19 protein-coding genes are annotated in these 23,259 nt (G+C 41.7%); 7 read left to right on the top strand and 12 right to left on the bottom strand.

Annotated features, from left to right (window positions below):
• The gene (locus tag V6M43_RS16895) at nt 1-528 is read right to left on the bottom strand and encodes an RNA methyltransferase (RefSeq protein WP_332737316.1); all 528 of its coding nucleotides are present in this window, start codon (nt 526-528) and stop codon (nt 1-3) included.
• A gap of 81 nt (nt 529-609) precedes the next feature.
• Between V6M43_RS16895 and mutS the strand changes: the two genes are divergently transcribed.
• On the top strand, nt 610-3,261 hold the full coding sequence (gene mutS / locus V6M43_RS16890) for a DNA mismatch repair protein MutS (protein ID WP_332737314.1): 2,652 nt from the start codon (nt 610-612) through the stop codon (nt 3,259-3,261).
• A gap of 57 nt (nt 3,262-3,318) precedes the next feature.
• Here the strand turns inward: mutS and V6M43_RS16885 are convergent, their stop codons facing one another.
• The 3 genes from V6M43_RS16885 to glmM all read right to left on the bottom strand — a co-directional run bounded on the left by V6M43_RS16885 (nt 3,319) and on the right by glmM (nt 6,669).
• Entirely contained in the window at nt 3,319-3,987 is a 669-nt protein-coding gene (locus tag V6M43_RS16885) for a porin family protein (RefSeq protein ID WP_332737313.1), read from the bottom strand.
• A gap of 108 nt (nt 3,988-4,095) precedes the next feature.
• Nucleotides 4,096-5,223, bottom strand: a complete 1,128-nt coding sequence (locus V6M43_RS16880; RefSeq protein WP_332737311.1) for a cysteine desulfurase family protein — start codon at nt 5,221-5,223, stop codon at nt 4,096-4,098.
• Nucleotides 5,224-5,289: 66 nt separating this feature from the next.
• Nucleotides 5,290-6,669, bottom strand: coding sequence for a phosphoglucosamine mutase (gene glmM / locus V6M43_RS16875; RefSeq protein WP_332737309.1), 1,380 nt, complete (start codon nt 6,667-6,669; stop codon nt 5,290-5,292).
• A gap of 78 nt (nt 6,670-6,747) precedes the next feature.
• On the opposite strand from glmM, the gene V6M43_RS16870 reads away from it, so the two are divergent.
• A complete protein-coding gene (locus V6M43_RS16870; protein ID WP_332737307.1) occupies nt 6,748-7,494 on the top strand; it encodes a class I SAM-dependent methyltransferase in 747 nt (248 codons plus the stop codon).
• Between the two features lie 7 nt (nt 7,495-7,501).
• Here V6M43_RS16870 and V6M43_RS16865 read toward each other — a convergent pair whose 3' ends face one another.
• Complete coding sequence (locus tag V6M43_RS16865; RefSeq protein ID WP_332737305.1) at nt 7,502-9,499, bottom strand: LTA synthase family protein; 1,998 nt, start codon at nt 9,497-9,499, stop codon at nt 7,502-7,504.
• 82 nt (nt 9,500-9,581) lie between these two features.
• Between V6M43_RS16865 and V6M43_RS16860 the strand changes: the two genes are divergently transcribed.
• Together V6M43_RS16860 and V6M43_RS16855 are read left to right on the top strand one after the other, a co-directional pair.
• On the top strand, nt 9,582-10,169 hold the full coding sequence (locus V6M43_RS16860; RefSeq protein WP_332737303.1) for a phosphatase PAP2 family protein: 588 nt from the start codon (nt 9,582-9,584) through the stop codon (nt 10,167-10,169).
• Nucleotides 10,170-10,182: 13 nt separating this feature from the next.
• Nucleotides 10,183-11,484 carry a hemolysin family protein gene (locus tag V6M43_RS16855; protein ID WP_332737301.1) on the top strand — a complete coding sequence of 434 codons (1,302 nt, stop codon included), beginning with the start codon at nt 10,183-10,185 and terminating at the stop codon, nt 11,482-11,484.
• Here the strand turns inward: V6M43_RS16855 and V6M43_RS16850 are convergent.
• Nucleotides 11,481-11,969, bottom strand: a complete 489-nt coding sequence (locus V6M43_RS16850; RefSeq protein WP_332737300.1) for a DUF6702 family protein — start codon at nt 11,967-11,969, stop codon at nt 11,481-11,483. The genes V6M43_RS16855 and V6M43_RS16850 overlap by 4 nt on opposite strands.
• Nucleotides 11,970-12,027: 58 nt before the next feature.
• On the opposite strand from V6M43_RS16850, the gene V6M43_RS16845 reads away from it, so the two are divergent.
• Both V6M43_RS16845 and V6M43_RS16840 read left to right on the top strand, forming a co-directional pair.
• Nucleotides 12,028-12,639 carry a HupE/UreJ family protein gene (locus V6M43_RS16845; RefSeq protein ID WP_332737298.1) on the top strand — a complete coding sequence of 204 codons (612 nt, stop codon included), beginning with the start codon at nt 12,028-12,030 and terminating at the stop codon, nt 12,637-12,639.
• Nucleotides 12,636-15,008, top strand: a complete 2,373-nt coding sequence (locus V6M43_RS16840; protein WP_332737296.1) for a M1 family metallopeptidase — start codon at nt 12,636-12,638, stop codon at nt 15,006-15,008. Before V6M43_RS16845 ends, V6M43_RS16840 begins: the two co-directional genes overlap by 4 nt.
• 93 nt (nt 15,009-15,101) lie before the next feature.
• On the opposite strand, the gene V6M43_RS16835 is transcribed toward V6M43_RS16840, so the two are convergent.
• Complete coding sequence (locus tag V6M43_RS16835; protein ID WP_332737295.1) at nt 15,102-16,466, bottom strand: DUF418 domain-containing protein; 1,365 nt, start codon at nt 16,464-16,466, stop codon at nt 15,102-15,104.
• Between the two features lie 17 nt (nt 16,467-16,483).
• A complete protein-coding gene (locus V6M43_RS16830; RefSeq protein WP_332737293.1) occupies nt 16,484-17,917 on the bottom strand; it encodes a DUF418 domain-containing protein in 1,434 nt (477 codons plus the stop codon).
• A gap of 161 nt (nt 17,918-18,078) precedes the next feature.
• Here V6M43_RS16830 and V6M43_RS16825 point away from each other — a divergent pair, with 161 nt between their 5' ends.
• Nucleotides 18,079-20,205, top strand: a complete 2,127-nt coding sequence (locus V6M43_RS16825) for a penicillin acylase family protein (RefSeq protein ID WP_332737291.1) — start codon at nt 18,079-18,081, stop codon at nt 20,203-20,205.
• A gap of 13 nt (nt 20,206-20,218) precedes the next feature.
• Here the strand turns inward: V6M43_RS16825 and V6M43_RS16820 are convergent, their stop codons facing one another.
• The 4 genes from V6M43_RS16820 to V6M43_RS16805 are packed head-to-tail and all read right to left on the bottom strand — an operon-like array spanning nt 20,219 to nt 23,237.
• Complete coding sequence (locus tag V6M43_RS16820; RefSeq protein ID WP_332737289.1) at nt 20,219-20,431, bottom strand: hypothetical protein; 213 nt, start codon at nt 20,429-20,431, stop codon at nt 20,219-20,221.
• Nucleotides 20,432-20,448: 17 nt separating this feature from the next.
• Nucleotides 20,449-21,312 carry an SPFH domain-containing protein gene (locus V6M43_RS16815; RefSeq protein WP_332737287.1) on the bottom strand — a complete coding sequence of 288 codons (864 nt, stop codon included), beginning with the start codon at nt 21,310-21,312 and terminating at the stop codon, nt 20,449-20,451.
• Between the two features lie 32 nt (nt 21,313-21,344).
• Entirely contained in the window at nt 21,345-22,547 is a 1,203-nt protein-coding gene (locus tag V6M43_RS16810) for an MFS transporter (protein ID WP_332737286.1), read from the bottom strand.
• Nucleotides 22,548-22,571: 24 nt separating this feature from the next.
• Nucleotides 22,572-23,237, bottom strand: coding sequence for a hypothetical protein (locus V6M43_RS16805; RefSeq protein ID WP_332737285.1), 666 nt, complete (start codon nt 23,235-23,237; stop codon nt 22,572-22,574).
• Nucleotides 23,238-23,259: the final 22 nt, after the last annotated feature.

The raw sequence follows: 23,259 nt of genomic DNA, 5'->3' as shown, positions 1-23,259 counted from the left end.
TTATATTTTTTCACGTACTAGTTCCCACAAAACTATTCCCGCAGCAACAGATATGTTCAGTGAGTGTTTCATTCCAAGTTGCGGGATCTCAATACATCCATTGCTGGCAGCAATAACATTGGCATCCACGCCGCTAACTTCATTACCAAAAACCACTGCCAGCTTTTCGCCGGCTGTTGTTTCCAATTGATTAAGCAGATAGCTGCCAGAAGCCTGCTCAACCGCATAAATACCATATCCGGCTTCTTTAAGGGATTCCACAGCTTCGAGCGTTGAAGGATAATATTTCCATTCTACGCTTTCTGTAGCGCCAAGTGCTGTTTTATGAATATCGCGATGTGGAGGTTGTGGTGTATAGCCACAGAGGTAAACAGCCTCCAGGAGGAAGGCATCCGCTGTACGGAAAACACTTCCTACATTATGCATACTTCTAATATTATCGAGCACTACTATGATCGGTATTTTAGCGGCTTCCCTGAATTCTTCCACAGTTTTGCGGTTCAGTTCATCCATGCTGAGTTTTCGCATCCTGCAAAGATATTCACTTTTTGCCCCCCACCGCTAAAACACGCTTTCCTGCAGCGTCCTTAGCACCTATATTTGCTGGCCATGTCAAAGAGTAGTGCCGACACCCCTTTAATGCAACAGCACCGGGCCATCAAACAGCGGTATCCCGATGCGATCCTGTTGTTTCGGGTCGGTGATTTTTATGAGACCTTCGGGCAGGATGCCATAATTGCTTCCCAGGTTTTGGGCATTACCCTTACCAAGCGAAACAATGGTTCAGCCTCGGCGTCGGAGCTGGCAGGATTTCCGCACCACTCGGTTGAAACATACCTGCATAAACTGGTTAAGGCTGGATACCGTGTGGCTATATGCGACCAACTGGAGGATCCGAAGATGGCCAAGGGCATTGTTAAAAGAGGGGTGACGGAAATGGTGACGCCTGGTACTGCCACCAGTGATAAATTACTTGACCACCATTCCAATAACTTCCTTGCCAGTTTATATTTTGTTAGCGATGACCTTTTTGGAATTGCATTTCTTGATATTTCAACAGGCGAGTTCTTCATTGCTGAAGGTGACCGCGAGTATGCGGATAAAATGTTACAGTCGTTTCAGCCGGCAGAAGTTTTGTTCCAACGCCCGCGACAGAAACTGTTCAAGGAATATTTTGGTCCCCGGTTTTACACGTATTCACTTGATGAGTGGATATTCCAGGACAGTTATGCAAAGGACATACTATTAAAACATTTCCAGACACATTCCCTTAAAGGCTTTGGAGTAGAATCACTTACTAATGGACTGATTGCGGCCGGAGCCATAATGCATTACCTTAAGGATACGGAACATCCCAACCTTCAGCATATTACTTCTATGCAAAGGATCGACAGGGATGATTTTCTTTGGATGGACCGGTTTACTGTTCGCAACCTGGAACTATTGGGTACACCCGGTGCGGAGAGTCACTCGCTATTAAGGGTGATGGACCAAACAGTGAGTGCCATGGGCGCAAGGTTATTGAAACGTTGGATCGTATTCCCGCTAAAAGATATTAAGCGGATAAATGAGCGATTGGACCTGGTGGAATTTTTTATAACATCTGTGGATATGCGCAATCAGTTATCGCAGCATATCCGCCAGGCGGGAGATATTGAAAGACTTGTAAGCAAGATACCACTGAAAAAGATTGGTCCGCGCGAGGTGTTGCAGCTCGCAAAGGGATTAGAACAGGTAGCAGCCATAAAACTGCTTTGTGGCGGGGCAAGCAATGATTACCTCGCGCGGCTTTCGGATGCATTAAATCCATGTGTATATATAGCGGCTAAAATCCATGCAGAGTTGGTGGAGAATGCCCCTCCAACAACAGCAAAGGGGAGTTTTATTGCATCGGGAATTAATAAGGAGCTGGATGATTTAAGGGCCATCGCAAGTACCGGCAAAGAATACCTGGTACAAATGCAACAGAAGGAGTCAGTGAATACAGGAATACCATCTCTGAAAATAGGGTTCAATAATGTGTTCGGCTATTACCTTGAAGTAACCAATACCCATAAACATAAAGTTCCTGCAGAATGGACCAGGAAGCAGACCCTGGCAAATGCCGAAAGATATATAACACCGGAGTTAAAAGAGTATGAAGAAAAGATAACGGGTGCCGAGGATAAGATCATGCGGATCGAGCTTGAATTATTTGAGTCTTTGTTGAACGAATTGCAGGATTATCTACAACCTATACAGGCGAATGGAAATATTCTGGCCATACTTGATTGTCTGGTTTGTTTTGCCAATATAGCCCTGCAATTCCGATACAAAAGGCCGCATATGCATGAGGGTGGTGATCTGACCATAAAAGCAGGACGTCACCCGGTTATTGAAAGGTTCCTTGGCGCAGGAGAACAATATGTATCCAATGATATAGAACTAAATAAAAGTGAACAGCAGGTTATTATTCTTACGGGACCCAACATGAGTGGTAAAAGTGCTTTACTCAGGCAGGTAGCTATTATAACACTTATGGCGCATATGGGGAGTTTTGTACCTGCTGATGAAGCAGAGGTTCCTATAACGGATAAGATATTCACAAGGGTTGGTGCATCAGATAACCTTAGCGGAGGAGAGTCAACTTTTATGGTTGAAATGAATGAAACGGCCAGCATCCTTAATAACGTAACATCGAGAAGTCTGATCCTGCTGGATGAAATTGGAAGAGGCACATCAACCTATGACGGAATATCCATTGCGTGGAGTATTGTAGAATACCTGCACCAAACTGTTCATGCGCCACTAACCCTTTTTGCTACACATTATCATGAATTGAATGAGCTGGAAAATAAATGGGAAAGGGTTAAAAATTTTCATATTACCAATAAGGAAGTAGGTAATAAAATTATTTTCCTTCGCAAGCTTGCACCGGGAGGAAGTACTCATAGCTTTGGAATTCATGTTGCCCGTATGGCGGGTATGCCGGGCACTCTCATTAACAGGGCAAATGAGATCCTCGAACAATTAGAAAGCAAACATCTTGGTTCAGGAAATGATATTTCAGATCATGACAATAGCGCAGGATCTCCCAGAATTGAAGATCTGGGTCATAAAGTGAAGGAGATCGGTGGACCAAAAATACAGTTATCTATTTTTGATGTGCACTCCCAAACCTTTGACCAGATCCGTAAAGTATTGGAAGGGCTCGATATCAACCGGCTTACGCCCGTTGAGGCGCTTTTAAAACTTCAGGAGATAAAAAACATGATCAACTAAAAAACGGCAACTATAAGCTGCCGTTTTTTTTGTGGATTTCAGAGGACTACTTTACTATTAGAATTTAAGTGACATTCCAATTTTCACAGCCTGGTTACGGGCATTAACTGATTTGTTAGCATCTATCCTGCTAAGTCCGTAATCATAACCTGCGTTAATGGCTACTCCATTTCGGAATTCGTAACCAATACCAGCAGTAAGGGCTGCATCAATTTTATTGAACTGGTCAGTTACATCAAACTTTTTATTGAGGAGATTCACACCAAGTACGCTGGCTCTGGTGCGGAGATCGGCGTTCATGAGGTAAGAAATCTGTGGACCTGCATAAATCTGGAAACCATTACCAAGGGTAGCTTTAATAAGTACCGGCATATCGAGGTATTGTGACATCAGGTCGGCTTTTGCGCCTATACCCAACAGATCCAACACTTTCAAATCAACATCACCCTTGAGTGTATATCCTTTAGTAGAATACATTAAACCAGGCTCGATAACAACTGTTTCAGAAATTGGTAACTGAACAAAGCCACCAACATGCATACCAGTACGTCCGGTTGTTGATACATAGCCATTTGTCCATTCAAGAATCTGGTTAAGTTGATGGTTAGCTTCGCCACCAATAGTAGCAAAATTGACACCTGCTTTAACACCAAATTTTACATCAGACTGGGCATAACTGAAAACAGTAGCCGACAATAACAGTAGTAGTGTAATTATTGATCTCATATGATTAGTTGACGCGGATTTGAAAGCCGTTCAATATTCTGACCACATGAGGAGAAAGAAGTAAAAAGAGCTGGTTCTAATGTTTTGTTAATGACAAACCTGGAATCTTCAGATCATTCCTTTAAGCTTATCCACTACGAAGTCAACTTCCTCTTTAGTATTATGCTTACTAAAGGAGAACCTTACAGCAACCTGGTTGGGATTGTTTTTAATGGCACGGATAACGTGTGATCCCTGGTCAACACCGCTGGTGCAGGCACTTCCGCCTGATGCGCATATGCCACTGATATCGAGATTAAATAATATCATTTCAGACTTCTCTGTTTTCGGGAACGAAACATTAAGTACAGCATAGAGACTATTACCGAAGGCATCACCATTAAATTCAACACCATTTATATGAGCCTTCAACTGATCTCCCATGTATTGCTTAATGGAAGCAACATATTTACTATCTGCCTCATAATTGTTGGTAGCGATTTCAAGCGCTTTTGCAAACCCAACGATACCATATAAATTTTCAGTTCCCGCACGCATGTTTCTTTCCTGCGATCCGCCATGAAGGAATGGTTCTATGTGAACGCTTTCATTTATATAGAGCATACCTACACCTTTGGGACCATGAAATTTATGTGAAGCACCTGTAATAAAATGTACCGGTGTTTTCCTAAGGTCAAAAGGGTAATGCCCTACTGTTTGAACAGTGTCTGAATGGAAGATCGCATTGTATTTTTTACAAATCTCGCCTACGGCATTAATGTTGAGCAGGTTGCCAATTTCATTATTGGCATGCATCAGCGTTACCAGGCATTTATCCTCACATTCTTTAAGGAGAAGTTCCAGGTCTTCAAGGTCGATATGACCGTCTGGAAGAAGTTTTACATAGCTGAGGGCAGCTTCTCCTTTTTTATGGAGGTATTCGATCGTATGACTGGTAGCATGGTGCTCTATCCTGGAACTGATAATATGCTTGCAGCCAAGATTTCTAACTGCGGCGGTTATGGCAGTATTACTGCTTTCTGTGCCGCCTGAGGTAAAGAATATTTCAGCAGGGTGTGCATTAAGGATCTTAGCGACTGATTTACGGGCATTCTCTATGGCCAGGCGGCTCTCTCTGCCGTAGGAATAGATGGAAGAAGGATTGCCAAATTTTTCAGTGAGGTATGGCATCATAGCCTCCAGCACTGCCGGATCAAGGCTGGTAGTTGCTGCATTATCGAAATAAGTTCTGTTCACTTGAATGCATTTAAATAAAAAGGCTCCCTTAAACAGGGAGCCGCAAATTTCTGAATTTATTTTGATTTAAAGGAACTCTTTAATATCCTGCATTAGCCTGAGTGCTATATTATTGGCCGTGGTCTCGAAATTACTTTCTGCATAAATCCTGATTATCGGCTCTGTATTAGAGGTTCTCAGGTGAACCCAATCACTATCAAATTCAATCTTCAAACCATCTTCAGTATTGACCGGCTGCTTCTTGTATTTCTTCTTTATTTTTTCAAACAGGTCTTTTACATCAATATTTTGCTCAAGTTCGATTTTATTCTTGGAGATGAAATAATCGGGGTACCTGGAGCGAAACGACTTAATACCATTTTTATGTTGTGCCAAAGCACTCAGGAAAAGGCCGGTTCCGATAAGGGCGTCACGACCATAATGAAGATCAGGCATAATAATTCCACCATTGCCCTCCCCTCCTATCACGGCATTCATTTCCTTCATCTTTTTCACCACATTAACTTCCCCTACAGGTGAGGGAAAATATTCGCCGCCATGTTTTAATGTTATTTCCTTTAATGCCTTGGTGGATGACATATTAGAGACAGTGTTACCCTTTCTATTCGAGAGAACATAATCGGCAACAGCAACCAGGGTAAATTCTTCACCAAACATGCTGCCATCTTCACAAACAAAACAAAGTCTGTCAACATCGGGATCAACTGCGATGCCCAATGAAGCATCCTTCTTTTTGACTTCAGCACTCAACCCGGAAAGATTTTCGGGGAGGGGTTCGGGGTTATGGGCAAACTTTCCGTTTACTTCTTCATTGAGAACAATTACCTCTTCCACACCAAGTGCTTTCAATAATTTAGGCATTGCAATGGCGCCAGACGAATTGATGGCATCAACTACAATTTTCAAATTTTTGGCACGAATGGCTTCCACATTCACTAAGGGGTGATTACATACAACCTCAATATGTTTATCGAGGTAAGTATCATTTGTTGTTATTGAACCAAGTTTATCGACGGGTGCAAACTTAAAAGATTCTTTAGCTGCTAATTCAAGAACCTGGGCACCCGCTTCTGCAGAAATAAATTCACCATCACTGTTGAGTAATTTCAGTGCATTCCATTCTTTAGGGTTATGGCTTGCGGTTATAATGATACCACCATCTGCCTTCTCCCATTTAACCGCCATTTCAACGGTTGGAGTGGTAGATAATCCGAGGTCAACAACCTGTATTCCGAGGCCCACCAGCGTTTGCAAAACCAATTGATTGACCATATCACCGGATATGCGCCCATCACGCCCAACAACAACTTTAGCGGATTTGTTACCGGATAAAAGCATGCTGCCGTAAGCAGCAGAAAATCTTACAATATCGAGGGGAGTCAGATTTGTGTTTGGAAGCCCGCCAATGGTACCACGAATTCCGGAAATACTTTTTATCAATGCCACAGTTCGAAAGGTTTAAGTATTCCAAAAATAAGCGATTATTTGGGTTTCGCCCTTTACTTTTGGTAAAAATACCCCTACATGCCGACAGGAAGTTGGTTTCGCGACTGGTTCAATTCATCATACTACCATCTTCTTTATTTTAAGCGGGATGAGGATGAAGCAGATAAATTCATCCGGCAACTGGTGTTAAAGCTGGCACCCGGGGCAGGCTCTACAATGCTTGACATTGCGTGCGGCCGAGGCAGGCATTCAAGGAGCCTTGCAGCGATGGGATTTGATGTTACAGGCATTGATATTTCGGAGGACAGTATCAAGGAAGCACTAAAATATGAACAGGAGAACCTGCATTTTTATGTACATGATATGAGGCTCCCTTTCAGGATGAATTATTATGATTATGCATTCAATTTTTTTACCAGTTTTGGGTATTTCCGAACAGAGCGCGAACACTACAATGCAATAAGAACCATTGCTCAGTCTTTGAAACCAAATGCTCTATTTGTGATGGATTTTCTGAATGTACATTATGCAGAAGATCATTTGGTACATAAGAGTGAAGAAGAAATAGATGGAGTGAATTTTTATATTACAAAATGGTTTGATGAAACTCATTTTTATAAAAGGATCGTTGTAGAAGATGAAAATTTTGAAGAGCCATTAGAGTATACAGAAAAGGTTGCAAAATTTTCTCTGGGCGATTTCAACGATATGTTTTCTTTTCATAACCTCCAGATCCAGGAAGTTTATGGCGATTATGAATTCGGGCATTATGATGTCCGAAAGTCGCCACGCCTTATAATGATGGCCAAAAAAATAAAGGTTTAGGAGAGAATTAGTCTTCCGATTTTTTATTGTTCAAAAGCATATATCGTGCTGTTTCATAGAATGCCTCGCTCCACCATTCGTATGGAGCCGTATCAGGAATATTCCCTTTAAATGGAACGGCAAAATCTGCCCACTCCATTACTGTAGCATTACCCTGCATAGGCCGGTTATAGTAAAATTGATTTTTCAGCAGACCAATATTCTTGTTATTATAATCCATAATAAAAGCCATATTCCCCCTCCCACTATCGCGATGGTGGGCAACCATAAGATCACGACCCATTGCAGTATTTTTGTAAGGAATATTTACAATTCCTGCCAGTGTTGGCAATACATCGATTTGCGATGCGAGATCATGCAGTTTCATTGCAGGCAATTTTCCAGGTGCATAAAACAATAAAGGAACATGATTTGCTGAGAGGCTGTTAACCGTCCAGGAAGATGGAAAACCAAAATTAGCATTGCCGGCAATTCCATGATCTCCTATGAACACAAAAATTGTATGTTTAAAATAAGGAGATTGTCTTGCTGTTTCCATGAACTGTTTAATACTGAAGTCCATGTACCGGAATGCGTTCAATTCTTCATTACTACGATATCCGAATTTATCTAGGCTGTCCTGGGGATAGTTGACAAGTCCCATTGCTTCCTGGTCTTCCTTAGGAATGGTATATGGTCGATGATTGTTTGCCGTTTGTATAACAGCAAAGAATGGCTTTTTTTCTTTTTCGAGAACTGCGTGAGCCTCCCTGAAAAGGTTATGGTCACTTATCCCCCATACATCAACATTTGGAACGGAGTAGCTTCCTTCCTCGTAAAGATGAAGTCCGGCAATATTGTTAGTAAGTATACCCCTGATATTTGCCCAGCTTGTACTTCCTCCCAGAAAATAATATTTTTCATAGCCCCGGAAATCATTGATAATGGAATGCTGATCAACCATCAGCGGATTCCTGCTAGCTGTTTTAACCAGTTCAACATCCGGAATACCGGTAATGGTTGCCCATACACCTTTGGCAGTACCGATAAGTGGTGTAAAGCAATTATCAAAGAACAAACCTTCCTTACAGAGGGAAGAAAAATAGGGTGTTGCATTCAGGGGATTTCCCCACATAGAGCTTTTATAACCACTGAAACTCTCACATAGCACCAGAACAATATTGGGTGATGGCCTTCCTTTCCAGTTATACAAAGAATCAGGAGCCACAAGCCTTTTAAAATTAGGCTTCTCGGGGTCGGGAGAATCTACTTCAAGATAAGCGGCCATTTGCGGGTAAGCAGCTTTAACCTTTAATGCATCATAGGATGAACTCCTGAATTTAAAAGAACTGAAAAATGATTGTATCGGGTTTAGGGCAATATTTGCCTGGAAATCATTTCCCAGGTTAAATGCATCGCTCCAGCGTAGAGGATATTGAGCAACCCTTCCAAATATGGCCAGGGCAAAAACCAGGAACGAAGCCACAAAAAAACTGATTCGCGAACGACGGGTTGGAGGCAATCCTGTATCAGCGATAAATGAATAAATCCATCGGATTGTTTTTGCGATCAGCCAACTAATCACAATAACGGAAAGGATTATTCGAAAAACGGGATAAGTTTGCCACACCATCCCTGCTGATATTTTTGCATCCTCCAGAAAGCTAAGAGCACTTGCATTCAGTCGCTGGTTCAGGTAGCGGTAATGCAAAAAATCCACAACAAAGAAAATAGTGAGTAACAAGCTGACCAGTATAAAATAGATAATCCAGATCCTTCTGGCGTTTTTGTTTTGAAAGGGATTTAGGACAGGAAAGGCTGAAAACAGGAGAAAAAACAGCCCTATGGCGGCAACCACGCGTGCATCATACCGAAATCCAAGCCAGAAGGTGGGGAATATATTGTCTGTTTCGGTTTCGGGTAAACGAAACATATACCAGCTAAAAACACGAGCGGCGGTCATGGCCAAAAGCAAAAGGATGGAAATTGCAAAGACCCATCTAACGGTGCGGGGGATCCTGTTCATAGTGTGCAAAAGTCGGAATTATTTAAACTTCACCATGCGGTTAATACATAACTGCTTATTTTTGTGATTGTTAGAAAACAACATGGATCTTATAGAACGGTTAATTGAATATGACAGGAGCCTGATGCTTCGCATCAACAGCGAATGGCATAGCCCGGTGCTTGACATGGTTTTCCAGCATATTCGGGAAACCTATTTCTGGGTGCCCCTTTACTTGTTTTTCCTTGTATTTGCTGCAATTAATTTCGGAAAAAGGGGCTGGATATGGGTAATAGCAGTTATAGTTACCATTGCGATCACAGACCAGGTGAGCAGCAACCTTATCAAAAATAATATTTTCAGAACCCGGCCCTGCCGTGATCAGTTACTTGCCGAGCAAGTTCGATTTTTTATCAGCTATTGTCCCCGAAGCAGCAGCTTCACTTCATCACATGCTACTAATCAATTTGGTTTCGCCACTTTTATGGTCCTCACTTTAAGACATATTACAGGGCCCTTTATAAGCCTTTTGTTCCTGGCAGCTGCAGCTGTTGCCTATGGACAAGTATATGTTGGTGTACATTTTCCGCTTGACGTGATAGCAGGTGGAATGGTAGGCGCCGGTATTGGTTACGGAATGAGTGTTATCTTCAACAAGAATTACGGGCTGCCCCCTGTGAAAACCAGCTGACAATACAATAAAAATGACGGAGATTCTTATAATACTGGGACTAATCCTGATAAACGGACTTTTTTCGATGGCTGAAATAGCGCTTGTTTCGTCCCGTAAGGCAAGGCTTGAAAGCCAGGCCAACAGGGGTGATGCCCGGGCCAGGGAAGCCCTTGAGCTATCAAACCATCCGGATACATTCTTATCAACCGTGCAAATAGGTATTACCCTGATCGGGATATTGACGGGTATATTTTCGGGTGACACTGTAACATCGGATGTGGCTGCTTTTTTCCAGGGCATCCCTTTACTTGCACCGTACAGCAATGGTATTGCAACAACTGTGGTGGTAATAATCCTGACCTATTTCAGTATGGTGCTTGGCGAACTACTTCCAAAACGAATAGGCCTTAGCAATCCCGAAAAGATTGCCAAACTGGTTGCCCGTCCCATGCATATCATCAGCCGGATTACCCATCCGTTTATTTGGCTTCTCAGCAAATCGACGCATCTTCTTTCTAAATTATTTAATGTTCAACGCAATGATACCCAAGTAACTGAAGAAGAAATAAAAGCTATTATAAGTGAAGGTACCGAGCAGGGTACAATTGATGAGGCAGAACAGGAAATAATTGAGCGTGTATTTCACCTTGGAGACAGAAATATAAGTTCCTTAATGACCCACCGGAGTGATATCGTATGGTTTGATCTTAATGACAACGAGGTTTCCATCAAGGAGAAGATTTTGAAGGAACCACATTCCATTTATCCGATTTGTGAGGGTGATATTGATAATATCAAGGGTGTTGTATCAATCAAGGATCTCTACATTACAAATGATCTTACTCTTTTTAAACATATTATGAAACCTGCCATGTTTGTTCCTGAGAACAATACGGCTTACCGGGTTCTTGAACGGTTTAAGGAATCACAGCTACACTCCTGTTTTATTGTTGATGAGTATGGAAGCGTGCAGGGAATGATAACCCTAAACGATATTTTGGAAGCTATTGTTGGCGACCTTCCCCAGCCGGACATAGAAGATTATGAAATCATAAAGCGTGATGATGGCTCTTACCTGGTAGATGCTCAAATACCTTTCTACGATTTCCTTTCAAGGTTTGAAATGACAGACTGGATGAATGAAGGCGAACATGAATTCAATACTTTGGCAGGATTTATACTACATAAGCTGGAGCGTATTCCGCAAACCGGAGATTCTATGGAATGGAAGGGCTTTAGATTTGAGATCATTGATATGGATGCACTCAGGATCGATAAGATATTAGTGACCATTTCCGAAGATATCCGTGAAGGGATGGATGATGCTGATTAAAAGTCAAATTCAGCCGTATGATCGGGATGCACCAGTTTTGAGCTTTTTCGCTGTCCCCCCACTGTACAATGCATGAGATTTATCTGCTTGTCAAAAGAGTTATATAAAAGGGTATTTTCAATTTCTATATTCTTTACGGAAATAACATTACTAACCTGCACATAACACCAGGCGGCTTCACGCTCACGCTCATATCCAACAAATTCAAGACGCACTGGTTTACCGTTAACCTTTAACCTTAAGTTTTCGGAAAGATAATCTGCCACCTGTTGATTTGTACGGGTGGCGTCTTTTGGATGGGTAAGATCGATGCTGGTATTATAGGACTTGCCCAATGCGTTTTCAAAATCATCAATAAATAGTTTGACACTGATCTCAATGGTCTTTTCAGCAGGGTTATGCTGAATTTCAGTAACCCCTACATAAAATGGATGGAGGACGGTTATAAAGGATGTCATTAACCACTTAAACAAAACTACTGCCATTGAACAATTAAATTTTTCTGTCACAAAACTCTGATTTATTTTGGAGACCTGACGAACTATGCAAGATTTTAACCTTTACTTCGGCCTGGGTGTAGAACATATTCTGACCTGGGATGCTCTCGATCACATATTATTCATTACAGCACTATGTTTAAGGTACAGGATCCAGGATTGGAAAAAGATCTTCATACTTGTGACCTCCTTTACGATCGGGCATAGCATTACACTTGTTCTCAGTGTATTAGGGCATGTTAAAATGGATGTAGAATGGATAGAGTTCCTCATCCCTCTTACGATAGCAGGCACAGCATTAAGTAATTTATTTTATAAGCCTGGAAGGCAGCATAGTAAATTGTCACTGATATATTTCCTTGCCCTGTTTTTTGGAATGATACATGGGTTGGCATATGCAAATCTCCTACTTGACCTGGAGGGAGGCCAAAATTTAAGCAGCCATCTTCTGGCATTTAATCTGGGCATAGAAGTTGGTCAACTATTTGTAGTAGCGGTTGTTTTACTGCTATCTTATATATTCGTTGAAAAGTTTAAAATCGGGCAGGGCTGGTGGATCGGGATCCTTTCTTCCATCATTCTCCTGTTCTCATTAAAAATGGCAATAGAAAGAATTCCCTCAGTCAGAAAACCTACACAAACAGCAATAATAACATGAGAAGACTACTCTTTGCATGCCTGGGATTTTTAGCCTTACCGGCGTTTTCCCAGAACATTCAGAACAATCCCGGATCCAACCATGCGAACAAGTTTGAGCAGTTGGGAACCATTTTACCAACTCCGAACGAGTACAGAACAGCAAGTGGAGCCCCTGGCCCCAAGTATTGGCAGCAGCGGGCCGATTATGATATCAAGGTGGAACTTGATGAAGCGAACCTTCGGCTAACAGGTTCGGAGACTGTAACATACTACAACAATTCTCCGGATGTTCTGACCTATCTGTGGCTGCAGCTGGATGAAAACGAACACAGTTCAGAGCGCAATGCAGATTACCAGGATGCAAGTACAATGGGCGCGCAAACATCAGATCTTTTCATCAAGCGTTATGAGAATGAAAAGAATGATTTTGGTGTTAACATTACCAAACTTACAGATGCACTTAATAAACCACTTAAGTATGTTGTGAATAAAACAATGATGCGTGTGGATCTTCCTACTCCATTGAAGCCCGGACAAAAATATGTTTTGAAGATAGACTGGAATTACCGGATCAGTGATCGTATGAAGGAAGGCGGAAGAGGTGGATATGAATTCTTCCCGGAAGATGGCAACCATTTGTTTACGATTTCACAGTGGTTCCCACGCCTTTGTGTTTACAGCGATTTCCAGGGATGGCAGAACCATCAGTTTACAGGAAGAGGTGAATTTGCCCTTGTTTTTGGAAACTACAAGGTTCAGATGACAGTTCCCGCCGACCATGTTGTTGGTTCAACGGGTGAGTGTCTGAATTACCCTGCTGTTTTGAATGCCGCACAACTTGCACGTTGGCAGAAGGCCCAGACAGCTAAGGATGTTGTTGAGATCGTTACCCTTGATGAAGCCAAGGCTGCAGAAAAAAACAAAAGCAAGTCAAAGAAGACCTGGATATTCAAGGCTGATAATGTTCGTGACTTTGCCTGGACTTCAAGCCGCAAATTTGTATGGGATGCCATGCCGGCAAATGTTGAAGGTAAAAAGGTTATGTGCATGAGTTTCTATGGCAAGGAAGCATATGGACTCTATCGCCCCTACTCTACCAAGGCTGTTGCGCATACCATTAAAACCTATTCAAAGTTTACCATTCCATATCCATACCCGGTAGCGCAGAGTGTAGAAGCATCAAACGGTATGGAATACCCGATGATCTGTTTCAACTATGGACGCACAGCGCCTGATGGAACATATAGTGAAAGCACCAAGTATGGAATGTTGGGGGTTATCATTCATGAAGTTGGTCATAACTTTTTCCCAATGATCATCAATAGTGATGAACGTCAGTGGTCATGGATGGATGAGGGACTAAATACATTTGTAGAATATCTGACTGAAGAACTTTGGGATAATAAGTTCCCAAGCCGTCGTGGGCCGGCTGCTTATATTACGGATTACATGAAGCTACCTAAAGACCAGTTGGAACCAATTATGACCAATAGTGAAAACATCATTGGTTTTGGTCCAAATGCCTATTCAAAGCCAGCAACCGGATTAAATATTCTGCGGGAGACCATCATGGGACGTGAGTTGTTTGATTATGCGTTTAAAGAGTATGCACGTCGCTGGGCATTCAAGCATCCGACACCTGCTGACCTTTTCCGTACGCTTGAAGACGCGAGTGCTGAAGACCTTGACTGGTTCTGGAGGGGATGGTTCTATAGTACAGACGTAACGGATATGGCTATTGATACTGTCAGATATTTACGTCCTGAATTTGGAGAGCCTGTGAACAGGAATCCATCAGGTGTAACTACCACTAAACTTGCAAAACCGCAGGTTAATGCATTTGAGGATATTTCTAAAGTGCGTAACCGTGAAGACAAGAATGTTGTATTTGAGGTAGACAGAGATACAACCTTGCGTGATTTTTACTGGCGTTATGCCCGTGGACTGGAACCAGTTGATACCACTACCTACACCATTCCGGCCGCTTCAAACATTGAAAAAGCAGACGCAGAAATTCAGCAGAAGTATGCGAACAAACACATTTATGAGGTTGCTGTTTCAAATAAGGGAGGCCTTGTAATGCCAATCATTGTTGAGTTCACATATGCGGATGGCAGTAAGGATATTGACCGTATTCCTGCCCAGATCTGGCGGAAGAATGAAAATAAGGTAACCAAGGTGTATTTGAAGGACAAGGAAGTTAAATCAATCAAACTTGACCCTATGCGTGAAACTGCGGATATCAATGAATCCAATAATACCTGGGGCACTATAGCTGAACCAAGTAAGTTCCAGCTTTACAAAATGAAGCAGGGTACCCGTGGTCAAAGTACTGGCATTACGCCAATGCAAAAGGCTAAGGAAAAGAAGGACAAGAAAGCATTCTAGTTAGGTTTCCTGACGGATTTAACCGTTATAATAAAAAAGGAGATGGCATATGTCATCTCCTTTTTTTATCGATTACTTCTGGTTTAATTAAGATCAGGCAAGCTCCTTTTCAAAATTGGCAACTGGTTCAGTTCTATGCAAACGCATCGGTTGAAGCTTCCAGTAAGTTAACGATCGCCAAAGCCATTCAAAGGGTCCGAATCGGAAATATCTTAGCCAGATAGTGGAAAAAATCAATTGAAATATCCAGATAATTATCACCACATAATAAAGTTGGTGGAAACGAAGTTCATTGTACTTGTCAAATCCGTATCCGTTGAAATAAAAAGTGCAGAAAATACTTTGCATCAGGTAGTTGGTAAAAGCCATCTGACCAACATTGGAGAGTGCCTGCATTAACCATGGCACCAGCTGGCTGCGATATACGAGCATTATCAGGCTTGCATGTCCAAGGGAAATAAATACCCGCTTCCAATCATATAATATTTCATGCCCTACCCTATATTGATCAACATACTGTCCAATATTGACACCACCAATTACTCCTTTCCAAAACATTGCCCAGCTACAGGTTATGCCAATAGTATATCCAATAATTAAACATAAAAGGTAGGTAGATGTATTACATTTATTGGAAAAAAATCCGACAGTAAATAAAGCCATCCCCAGGAACATCATGGTGAGGCTATCCCAGATGCCATGGTAGCCTCCCCACGTTTCACTACCGGCATTTTGTGGCAATAAATGCCTGAAGATTGTGGGATAATTCGAATGCATTGCTTCCAGATCTTTATTAACTATGGCAGAATCAACTGTGGTTCTTTGCTTCTCCATTTCCTGCCATTCGGCTTTTGCCTGTTCCTGGGCCGGGGTGAGTTTCTTTTTTTCCTTTTCCGCTTTAACTGCAGCATGGTAAGCATGTCGTTTATTACGGAGGTCCTGGTAGTTGGAATCGATCTTCAATAGTCCCACAAAAAGACAAAGCGCAGATAAGGTCAATAACCATTTTGTTCCCGCATTGCGGAATGGAAATAATAGCATTCCAGCTATTCCATAAAAAAACAGGATATCGCCGCGCCATAATAATATATAGGCGTTAAATACACCGAACAATACCAACCATAATAATCTTCGATAATAGTATTCAGCTACGGTGGGTGCTCCGGGAACTTCTTTTTTATTCATCATAAAAAGGATCATCCCTGCGCCAAAAAGCATTGAGAATAATCCCCGCATTGTGCCTTCAAAAAAGATAAATATTGTTTGCATTGTTTTGAAATCAACTGAATCATATGGTCCTTTAATGATTTCAAAAAATTTGCTCCAATGAATACCAAAGCCTGGAATATTCATTAACAGGATCCCGAGAAGGGCAACACCTCTCACAACATCAACTGATTTGATCCGATCTGCTGAAAAAACCGGATGAGGAGAATCAGGGGTTCTGTTTAGTTCCATATAATAAATTCTAAGGTTTAATTACTAGTTATTGAAGAGGGATAAGCTGATACTTTCGGTTCTTGTTTTGGTAGAGATTCCCAGGTTCCACTCACAAGTGAATTGAGTAACCATTCTGCCGGCCCTTGTTTATAGAATCTAATCCAGAGAACACTTAATATTACCTGTACCAGTATGACTTCCGCAGCAAAAAGATATAATTGAACCTGGGTAAGACGCCCAAAATAACCCAAACCAAATCCATAGAAAAAGAGGGATGATACGATCGACAATATCAGGTAATTGGTCAATGCCAATCGCCCCACAGCAGACCATGCCTGCCAAAACGCATTGGACTGTTTTAATTGTGAAAGGCACAGAACCAGAGATGCATATCCGGTTACCATAAATAGTTTTTCAAAAGGCATGAACATAGCTGGTGGCACCCAGTTTGATGCAATGTATTTTTCATAATTGATAAGGGATAATTGTTGCTGGTGAAGTCGCCACCAACCTAATAGTAAACCAGCGCCAAGAAATAGAAGCGCATAAAAAAGATATTTTCTAATGTTTAAATTACCAGTAAGAAACCCTGATTTAAATAATAGCATCCCGAGCAAAATCAGGCTTCCAAAATCCCAGATACCCTTTGTGTAAGTCCAGCTGGCTTGTTTACCCTGGACCCTTTGAAGTAAATGTTTCCATGAGGTTATATAGGAGACAGACTGTAGTTGTTTTTTTTCACCAGCGTCGCGAGTAGAGTCATATTGCCTTCCTTTTACAATTCCTTCCCATGCAGCTTTTTCCTCCTGTTGTAATTTGGTAAGCGTATCCTTCTTAGCTTTAACGGAGTCAGCCGGGAGTTTGTTTAGGGTTGCTGTTTTTGCAATAGCTGAATCCTTTTTGATCCTGGATTCAATAGCCAGAACTGCCCTATGCTTTTTATAGGCGGATTGATGATCTGCATAATCCCAATAAATTTTAGCCGTAAAAATTAAGGCAGTTATAAGTGTGGCAAGAAGCAGACCTTTTACAGAAAGCCTGGTAAAGGGAAACAATAATATACCCAAAATCCCCAGGTGGAAAAGGATATCACCAGAAAACAAAAATATCAGTCCATTCACCACCCCCAGGATTATAAGCCATATTTGCCTTCGGATAAATAAATCGGCCTTTAAAGAATTATCGGCATTGCCTGAATTGGTAAAATAAAATACAAGGCCGGCCCCGAATACCATTACTAATATACCGATCATTTTTTCATGGAGAAGGAGCTCGATTGCTCCGTAAAACCGGTAATCGAATCCCTTTGATTTAAGAAGTAAGGCCGTTTGTTGGATTTCTGAGAAGCCACCCATATTCCAAACGGCTGTAATAAAGCTTCCCATTAAAGCAATCCCTAATAAAATCCGGCAATATTCTTTGGTGTAATTGCCTGCTTCAGAATGCTGATTCCATGCGGAATTTGACATACAATAAGGTTTAGTGGTACTACAAAAGAGTAGATAAAATACAATTTATTTATTATATTTTTAAATATATATAGCCAACGTTAATGCGTATATATAGTGCTATGAGGAATTTACTGATTATTATGGTTATGTGGTTAGGGTGCTCAACCAAGGGGGACCACTTGGAGAAAAACGATCCTGATTTAATTGCAGAGAGGGTCACAATAATACGTGACAATTGGGGTATACCCCATATTTATGGTAAATCCGATGCAGATGTTGTTTTTGGTTTAATGTATGCGCAGTGCGAGGATGGATTTGAACAGGTAGAACAAAACTATCTTGAAAAGATGGGGAGATTGTCAGAAGTGTATGGTCCTTCTTATTTGTATACAGATTTATTGAACAGGCAGGTATATGATAGTATTGCGGCTCGAGAAGATTATGCAGCAGCTCCCCTATGGCTAAAAAAATTACTGGATGCATTTGCAGATGGTGTAAATTTTTTTTTACTCAACAACCCCGATAAGAAACCCAGAATATTAAAACGCTTTGAGCCATGGTTTCCATTGCTATTTACCGATGGAGGATATACATCCATGCAAACGGCGGGGATACGATTAAAAGATATTCAGCAGCTTTACCCTTTGCCTGCTGATGACGAACAGGCATCTGTATTCAACTTTCATCAACCTGCTTCTTTGAATGGCTCTAATGCATTTGCGATATCACCAACAAAAACGTTGTCCAGGAAGAGCCTGCTTTATATTAATCCCCATGTAAGATTTTATTTCCGAACCGAAGCGCACCTGGTGAGTGAAGAAGGACTGAATGCATATGGTGCAATAACCTGGGGGCAGTTTTTTGTATTCCAGGGTTTTAATCAACATTGCGGGTGGATGCATACCTCAACGATGGCAGATGTAGCAGATTTATATGGAGAAAGAGTTAGGAAGAATGGGGATGGCTTCCAATATTTCCATAATAATAGCTGGAAAAATATAACGGAAAAAGAAATTACCCTACGTTATATACTTGATGGCAAGGTCCAAGTACATCTATCCAAAGTTTTCCAAACACATCACGGACCAGTTCTTGGAGAGCGTGATGCGAGTTGGTTAAGTTTAAGAGCCAATAATCGCTCCCTCAATGGACTAATCCAATCCTGGCAAAGAACAAAGGCAGTGGATTTTGAAAGTTTTCAGGAAATCCTTGAATTAAAATCTAATATTTCCACCAATACAATGTATGCAGATCGGAAGGGCAATATTGCCTATTGGCATGGCAATTTTCTCCCTAAAAGAGATACCAGTTACAACTGGAATTTACCTTTAGATGGTACTACAAGTGCTACAGAATGGAAAGGTCTATATGAACCGGGGGAACTTGTACATTTTATTAACCCTGAAAATGGATGGCTTCAGAATTGCAACAGTTCTGCATGGGGGGCAACAGGTGAAAAGTTAGATGAAAGAGCCAAATACCCAGCATTCATGGCTCCTGAAAAAGAAAATTTCAGGTCGTTGTATGCAATCAAATTACTCGCTTCTAAGCAGCAGTTTACAATTGAGTCATTGGCAGCCCTGGGATTTGATACCCATCTTTCTATTTTTGACACTATGCTTCCCCCCCTGATCAATGCATATAATTCTTTACCTGAATCCGATCCACTAACTGACAAACTTAAAGCCCCCATCGATACATTGAAATCATGGAATAAAAAATCAGCTATCTCATCAGTTGCCACCAGCCTTGCAATTGAATGGGTTTATGCAATCATGAATTTTCAGGCAGGAAGCATTGATCCGATGGAAATAAATGACCAGGTGAACTATGTATCATTACTTATGCAAAGAACCAGTACTTTGAAACAATTGGAATTGCTGGATTTGGCAATTAAGGGGATGGAAGAACATTTTGGCAGATGGAAAATACCATGGGGTGAGATGAATCGTTTTCAACGGCCTCTAAATGAAGGGGAGTTTGATGATGCATTACCCAGTTATCCTGTGGCTATGGCTTCGGCATTTTTCGGATCACTACCAGCCTATGAAGTAACCTGGGCTAGCTCGAAAAAAGGTTATGGCTATGCAGGGAACAGTTTTGTTGCCGTGGTGGAGTTTGGTGATTCCATAAAGGCGATGGCAATTTCTACTGGAGGACAATCAACTATACCCGGATCAAAGCATTTTAATGACCAGGCTGAGCTGTTTGTTAAGGGTAAACTAAGGCCAGTCTATTTTTACAAACCAGATGTATTGAGACATGCTGCTTCACAGTATCATCCCGGAAAAGTTGAAAAAAAATAAATAAGCTTATATTCTACCCCGAGCCATTTTTAGAATTTGTTTCTCCATTTGTTGCCTTACGCTTTGCAGGTTCAGTTTTAGGCAATCTTCCTGCAGCCCTAAGCTGTTGATGAATGATCCATTCAAGCTGACCATTGACACTTCTGAATTCATCAGCCGCCCATTTCTCCAGGTGTTTATAGATAGATTCATCAAGGCGAAGCACAAAGTTCTTCTTTTCACTCACGATTTACCATTTACATTTTACTGGTACAAGGAACCGGTGTTTAGAATGGGTGTTGCAGCCTTTTCAGCACAGAGAACCACCATAAGATTGCTAACCATAGCGGCTTTCTTTTCTTCATCAAGGTGAACGATCTCTTTTTTTGAAAGTTCTGCCAGCGCCAGTTCAACCATACCCACGGCACCTTCCACAATTTTGGTACGAGCTGCAACAATGGCAGTGGCCTGCTGGCGTTGCAACATCGCGCCTGCAATTTCAGGTGCGTATGCAAGGTGACTGATACGGGCTTCCATAATAAAGATTCCCGCGGGCGCGAGGCGGTCGGTCAATTCCTGCTCAAGCAATTCATTCACTTTCTCTCCTCCCCCTCTTAAAGTAATATCAGCCTGAGCATCTTCAAACTGGTCATAGGGAAAGCTGGTGGCAAGATGACGTATTGCGGCTTCACTCTGAACCCGAACATACTGTACATAATCTTCTACATCAAATGCAGCTTTATAAGTATTGGCAACCTTCCAAACAATCACGGCGGCAATCTCAATGGGGTTTCCAAGTTTATCATTCACCTTAAGTTTACTGCTCTCAAGGTTTTCTGACCGTAATGAGATCATCTGTTTCCTATAAAGGGGATTCACAAACAGTAATCCATTCTCTTTTGCCGTACCAATGTATTTGCCAAAAAAGGTGAGTACGCGTGAATGGTTTGGAGAAACTACAATCAGACCAGCGGAAATAAATATTGCAACTGCCAATAATATCCCGCCCCAGATAAGCATTGACCTGTTGCCTGCGTAGTTGATAAAGAGATAAATGGCGCCAACCACCAGGCCGAGTGTCAGCAATAATGCCAGATAACCGGAAATGGGCCTAACAATCTTTTCCATAAAAGCAGTTTGATATTAAAATGATATCAAATTTATTGCTTTCTCTCCATATTTCCAAATAGGTATCGTGCTAAGCCAAGTGCTATCAGGAGTATTATTATGCTCCCATATCCCAGCCAACCATAACGCAGAATCTGACCTTCTTTACCTTGTATTACGATTTGTCCGGCAGCAATTGATGCAATGGTGGTTCCCACCTGCTGGAGGCTGCTGTTAAAGCTCATAAAACTTCCCCTTTGTTCGGGCTTAACCACATTACTTATCATAGCCTGGGCCGTTACCCCTCTTCCGGTGGAAAGGATGAACCATACTGCAAACATCAACAATACAAAAACAAAGGGAATAGGTGAGAGATGTGTTAGGCTGAAAACAAAGAAAAGGCTGAGTAACACGCAGATTGTAAAAACAGGCAACTTGCCAAAACGGTCGGCTACCCTTCCGAGAATATTTGCGGCAAAAAATGAAGCAATCCCTCCTACCAGGTATATCATGGGTGTTTGAGATCGCGAAAAACCCATATTGTATTCCATGAAGGGATTAATAAAAGGAATGATGAGGAAATGTCCCATCATAATGAGTGCAGAAAATAAAAGTGCAAGCATCTGTTGGCGGCTGCGAAGAACCTGTGAGAGTGCTTCCCAGGCTTTGGTTCCTTCCTCACGGTCACGCACATGTGCATCCATTACAGGAATGTATCTCATTAACAATGGCAGGAGTATTAATCCTAATACAGCAACGAGTATAAAAGGTGCGTGCCAGCTGATCAGATTTGAAAGATAGAGGGCAAATGGAACACCAAGAGTAGATGCTACTGCGAAAGCGCTCATAACGGCACCCATAGCCTTCCCTCTTTCCTCATAAACAAAAAGGTCAGAGATGATTGACAATACTTGTGCTGCGATTAGTCCACCGAAAAGTCCGGCCAATAACCTGGCCGCGAGCAGCAAAATATAGGAGGGTGCCAAACCGCAGGCAAGTGTTCCCAGTAAAAATCCGGCATAAGCAATAATCAATAATTTTTTCCTATCGAACCTATCAACAAAAAATGCTGCTCCAAAACCACTTATAGCAGCACTTATAGTATAAGCACCAACGAGGTATGTGAATTCGCGGGGATTGATGCTGAAATAGGGCATAAGGTAATTACCCAGCGGCATCATGATCATGAAGTCAAGGATATGCGTGAAATTCAGCGCTGCCAGCAGGAAGAGGATGATCTTTTTGTCGGATCGCAAGTATTGGTGGTGTTTATTCAGCCGCTAATATCCTACAGATCCGTCACGCACACGGATCTTTTTCTTCCCGGCATTCTTTTTTTCGAAATCAAGTACTTCTTTTGGCTTCTGCACCTTTTTTGCACTAACACTCATTGTGTCTTTGGCAAGTGTGGGAGGGAGATTGCTTTTATCAACCTTTCCCAAAAGATAGAATTCTGTTTTATTGATGAACCCTGAGGATGGGTCATAGAATTTCCAGGTGCCATGTTTTAAAGAAGACCCTTCATTCTTTACTATCACCTGGTTGAAATTTCCCGGACTCATTACATCTTCCACATCAATTGTATCATATTGCTGATTGGGATTAAATGCTCGCCAGCTTTCTTCCCTTATGAGATTACCACTTATATCAAAATACTGGCTCATTCCATCCAGAAATCCCCAGCGATAATTTTCAATAGCAAGAAGGTCTCCCATCAGGGAATATTTCCGCCAGTTTCCTTCTTTCAGATCATCTTTATACTCACCCTCTTCTTCATACCCGCGTTCTCCCCTTACAGTTTCGTATTTGTGCACCCATGGACCTTGTTTAAGACCCATCTTATCAACACGGTTCAAGGTATCTCCCTTAACCCCAATTATAAAATCCTTCCACTGCGCAACGCTGCTTGTGGAAACGAAGAGGAGTATGAATAGAATCCAACGCATTGTTAGTATGTTTGAAGTTAAC

The organism is Flavihumibacter sp., from assembly GCF_036676075.1.
Lineage (GTDB): Bacteria > Bacteroidota > Bacteroidia > Chitinophagales > Chitinophagaceae > Flavihumibacter.
The sequence above is the reverse complement of the archived record's forward strand: the minus strand, read 5'-3'. Positions and strand labels throughout refer to the sequence as shown.

Excerpts from the sequence above, each read along its gene's own strand:
- V6M43_RS16895 (WP_332737316.1), bottom strand. The coding sequence starts at position 528 with ATGCGAAAACTCAGCATGGATGAACTGAACCGCAAAACTGTGGAAGAA.
- V6M43_RS16885 (WP_332737313.1), bottom strand. The coding sequence starts at position 3,987 with ATGAGATCAATAATTACACTACTACTGTTATTGTCGGCTACTGTTTTC.
- V6M43_RS16840 (WP_332737296.1), top strand. The coding sequence starts at position 12,636 with ATGAGAAGACTACTCTTTGCATGCCTGGGATTTTTAGCCTTACCGGCG.
- V6M43_RS16870 (WP_332737307.1), top strand. The coding sequence starts at position 6,748 with ATGCCGACAGGAAGTTGGTTTCGCGACTGGTTCAATTCATCATACTAC.
- V6M43_RS16860 (WP_332737303.1), top strand. The coding sequence starts at position 9,582 with ATGGATCTTATAGAACGGTTAATTGAATATGACAGGAGCCTGATGCTT.
- mutS (WP_332737314.1), top strand. The coding sequence starts at position 610 with ATGTCAAAGAGTAGTGCCGACACCCCTTTAATGCAACAGCACCGGGCC.
- V6M43_RS16865 (WP_332737305.1), bottom strand. The coding sequence starts at position 9,499 with ATGAACAGGATCCCCCGCACCGTTAGATGGGTCTTTGCAATTTCCATC.
- V6M43_RS16805 (WP_332737285.1), bottom strand. The coding sequence starts at position 23,237 with ATGCGTTGGATTCTATTCATACTCCTCTTCGTTTCCACAAGCAGCGTT.
- V6M43_RS16845 (WP_332737298.1), top strand. The coding sequence starts at position 12,028 with ATGCAAGATTTTAACCTTTACTTCGGCCTGGGTGTAGAACATATTCTG.
- V6M43_RS16850 (WP_332737300.1), bottom strand. The coding sequence starts at position 11,969 with ATGGCAGTAGTTTTGTTTAAGTGGTTAATGACATCCTTTATAACCGTC.
- V6M43_RS16835 (WP_332737295.1), bottom strand. The coding sequence starts at position 16,466 with ATGGAACTAAACAGAACCCCTGATTCTCCTCATCCGGTTTTTTCAGCA.
- V6M43_RS16855 (WP_332737301.1), top strand. The coding sequence starts at position 10,183 with ATGACGGAGATTCTTATAATACTGGGACTAATCCTGATAAACGGACTT.
- V6M43_RS16830 (WP_332737293.1), bottom strand. The coding sequence starts at position 17,917 with ATGTCAAATTCCGCATGGAATCAGCATTCTGAAGCAGGCAATTACACC.
- V6M43_RS16815 (WP_332737287.1), bottom strand. The coding sequence starts at position 21,312 with ATGGAAAAGATTGTTAGGCCCATTTCCGGTTATCTGGCATTATTGCTG.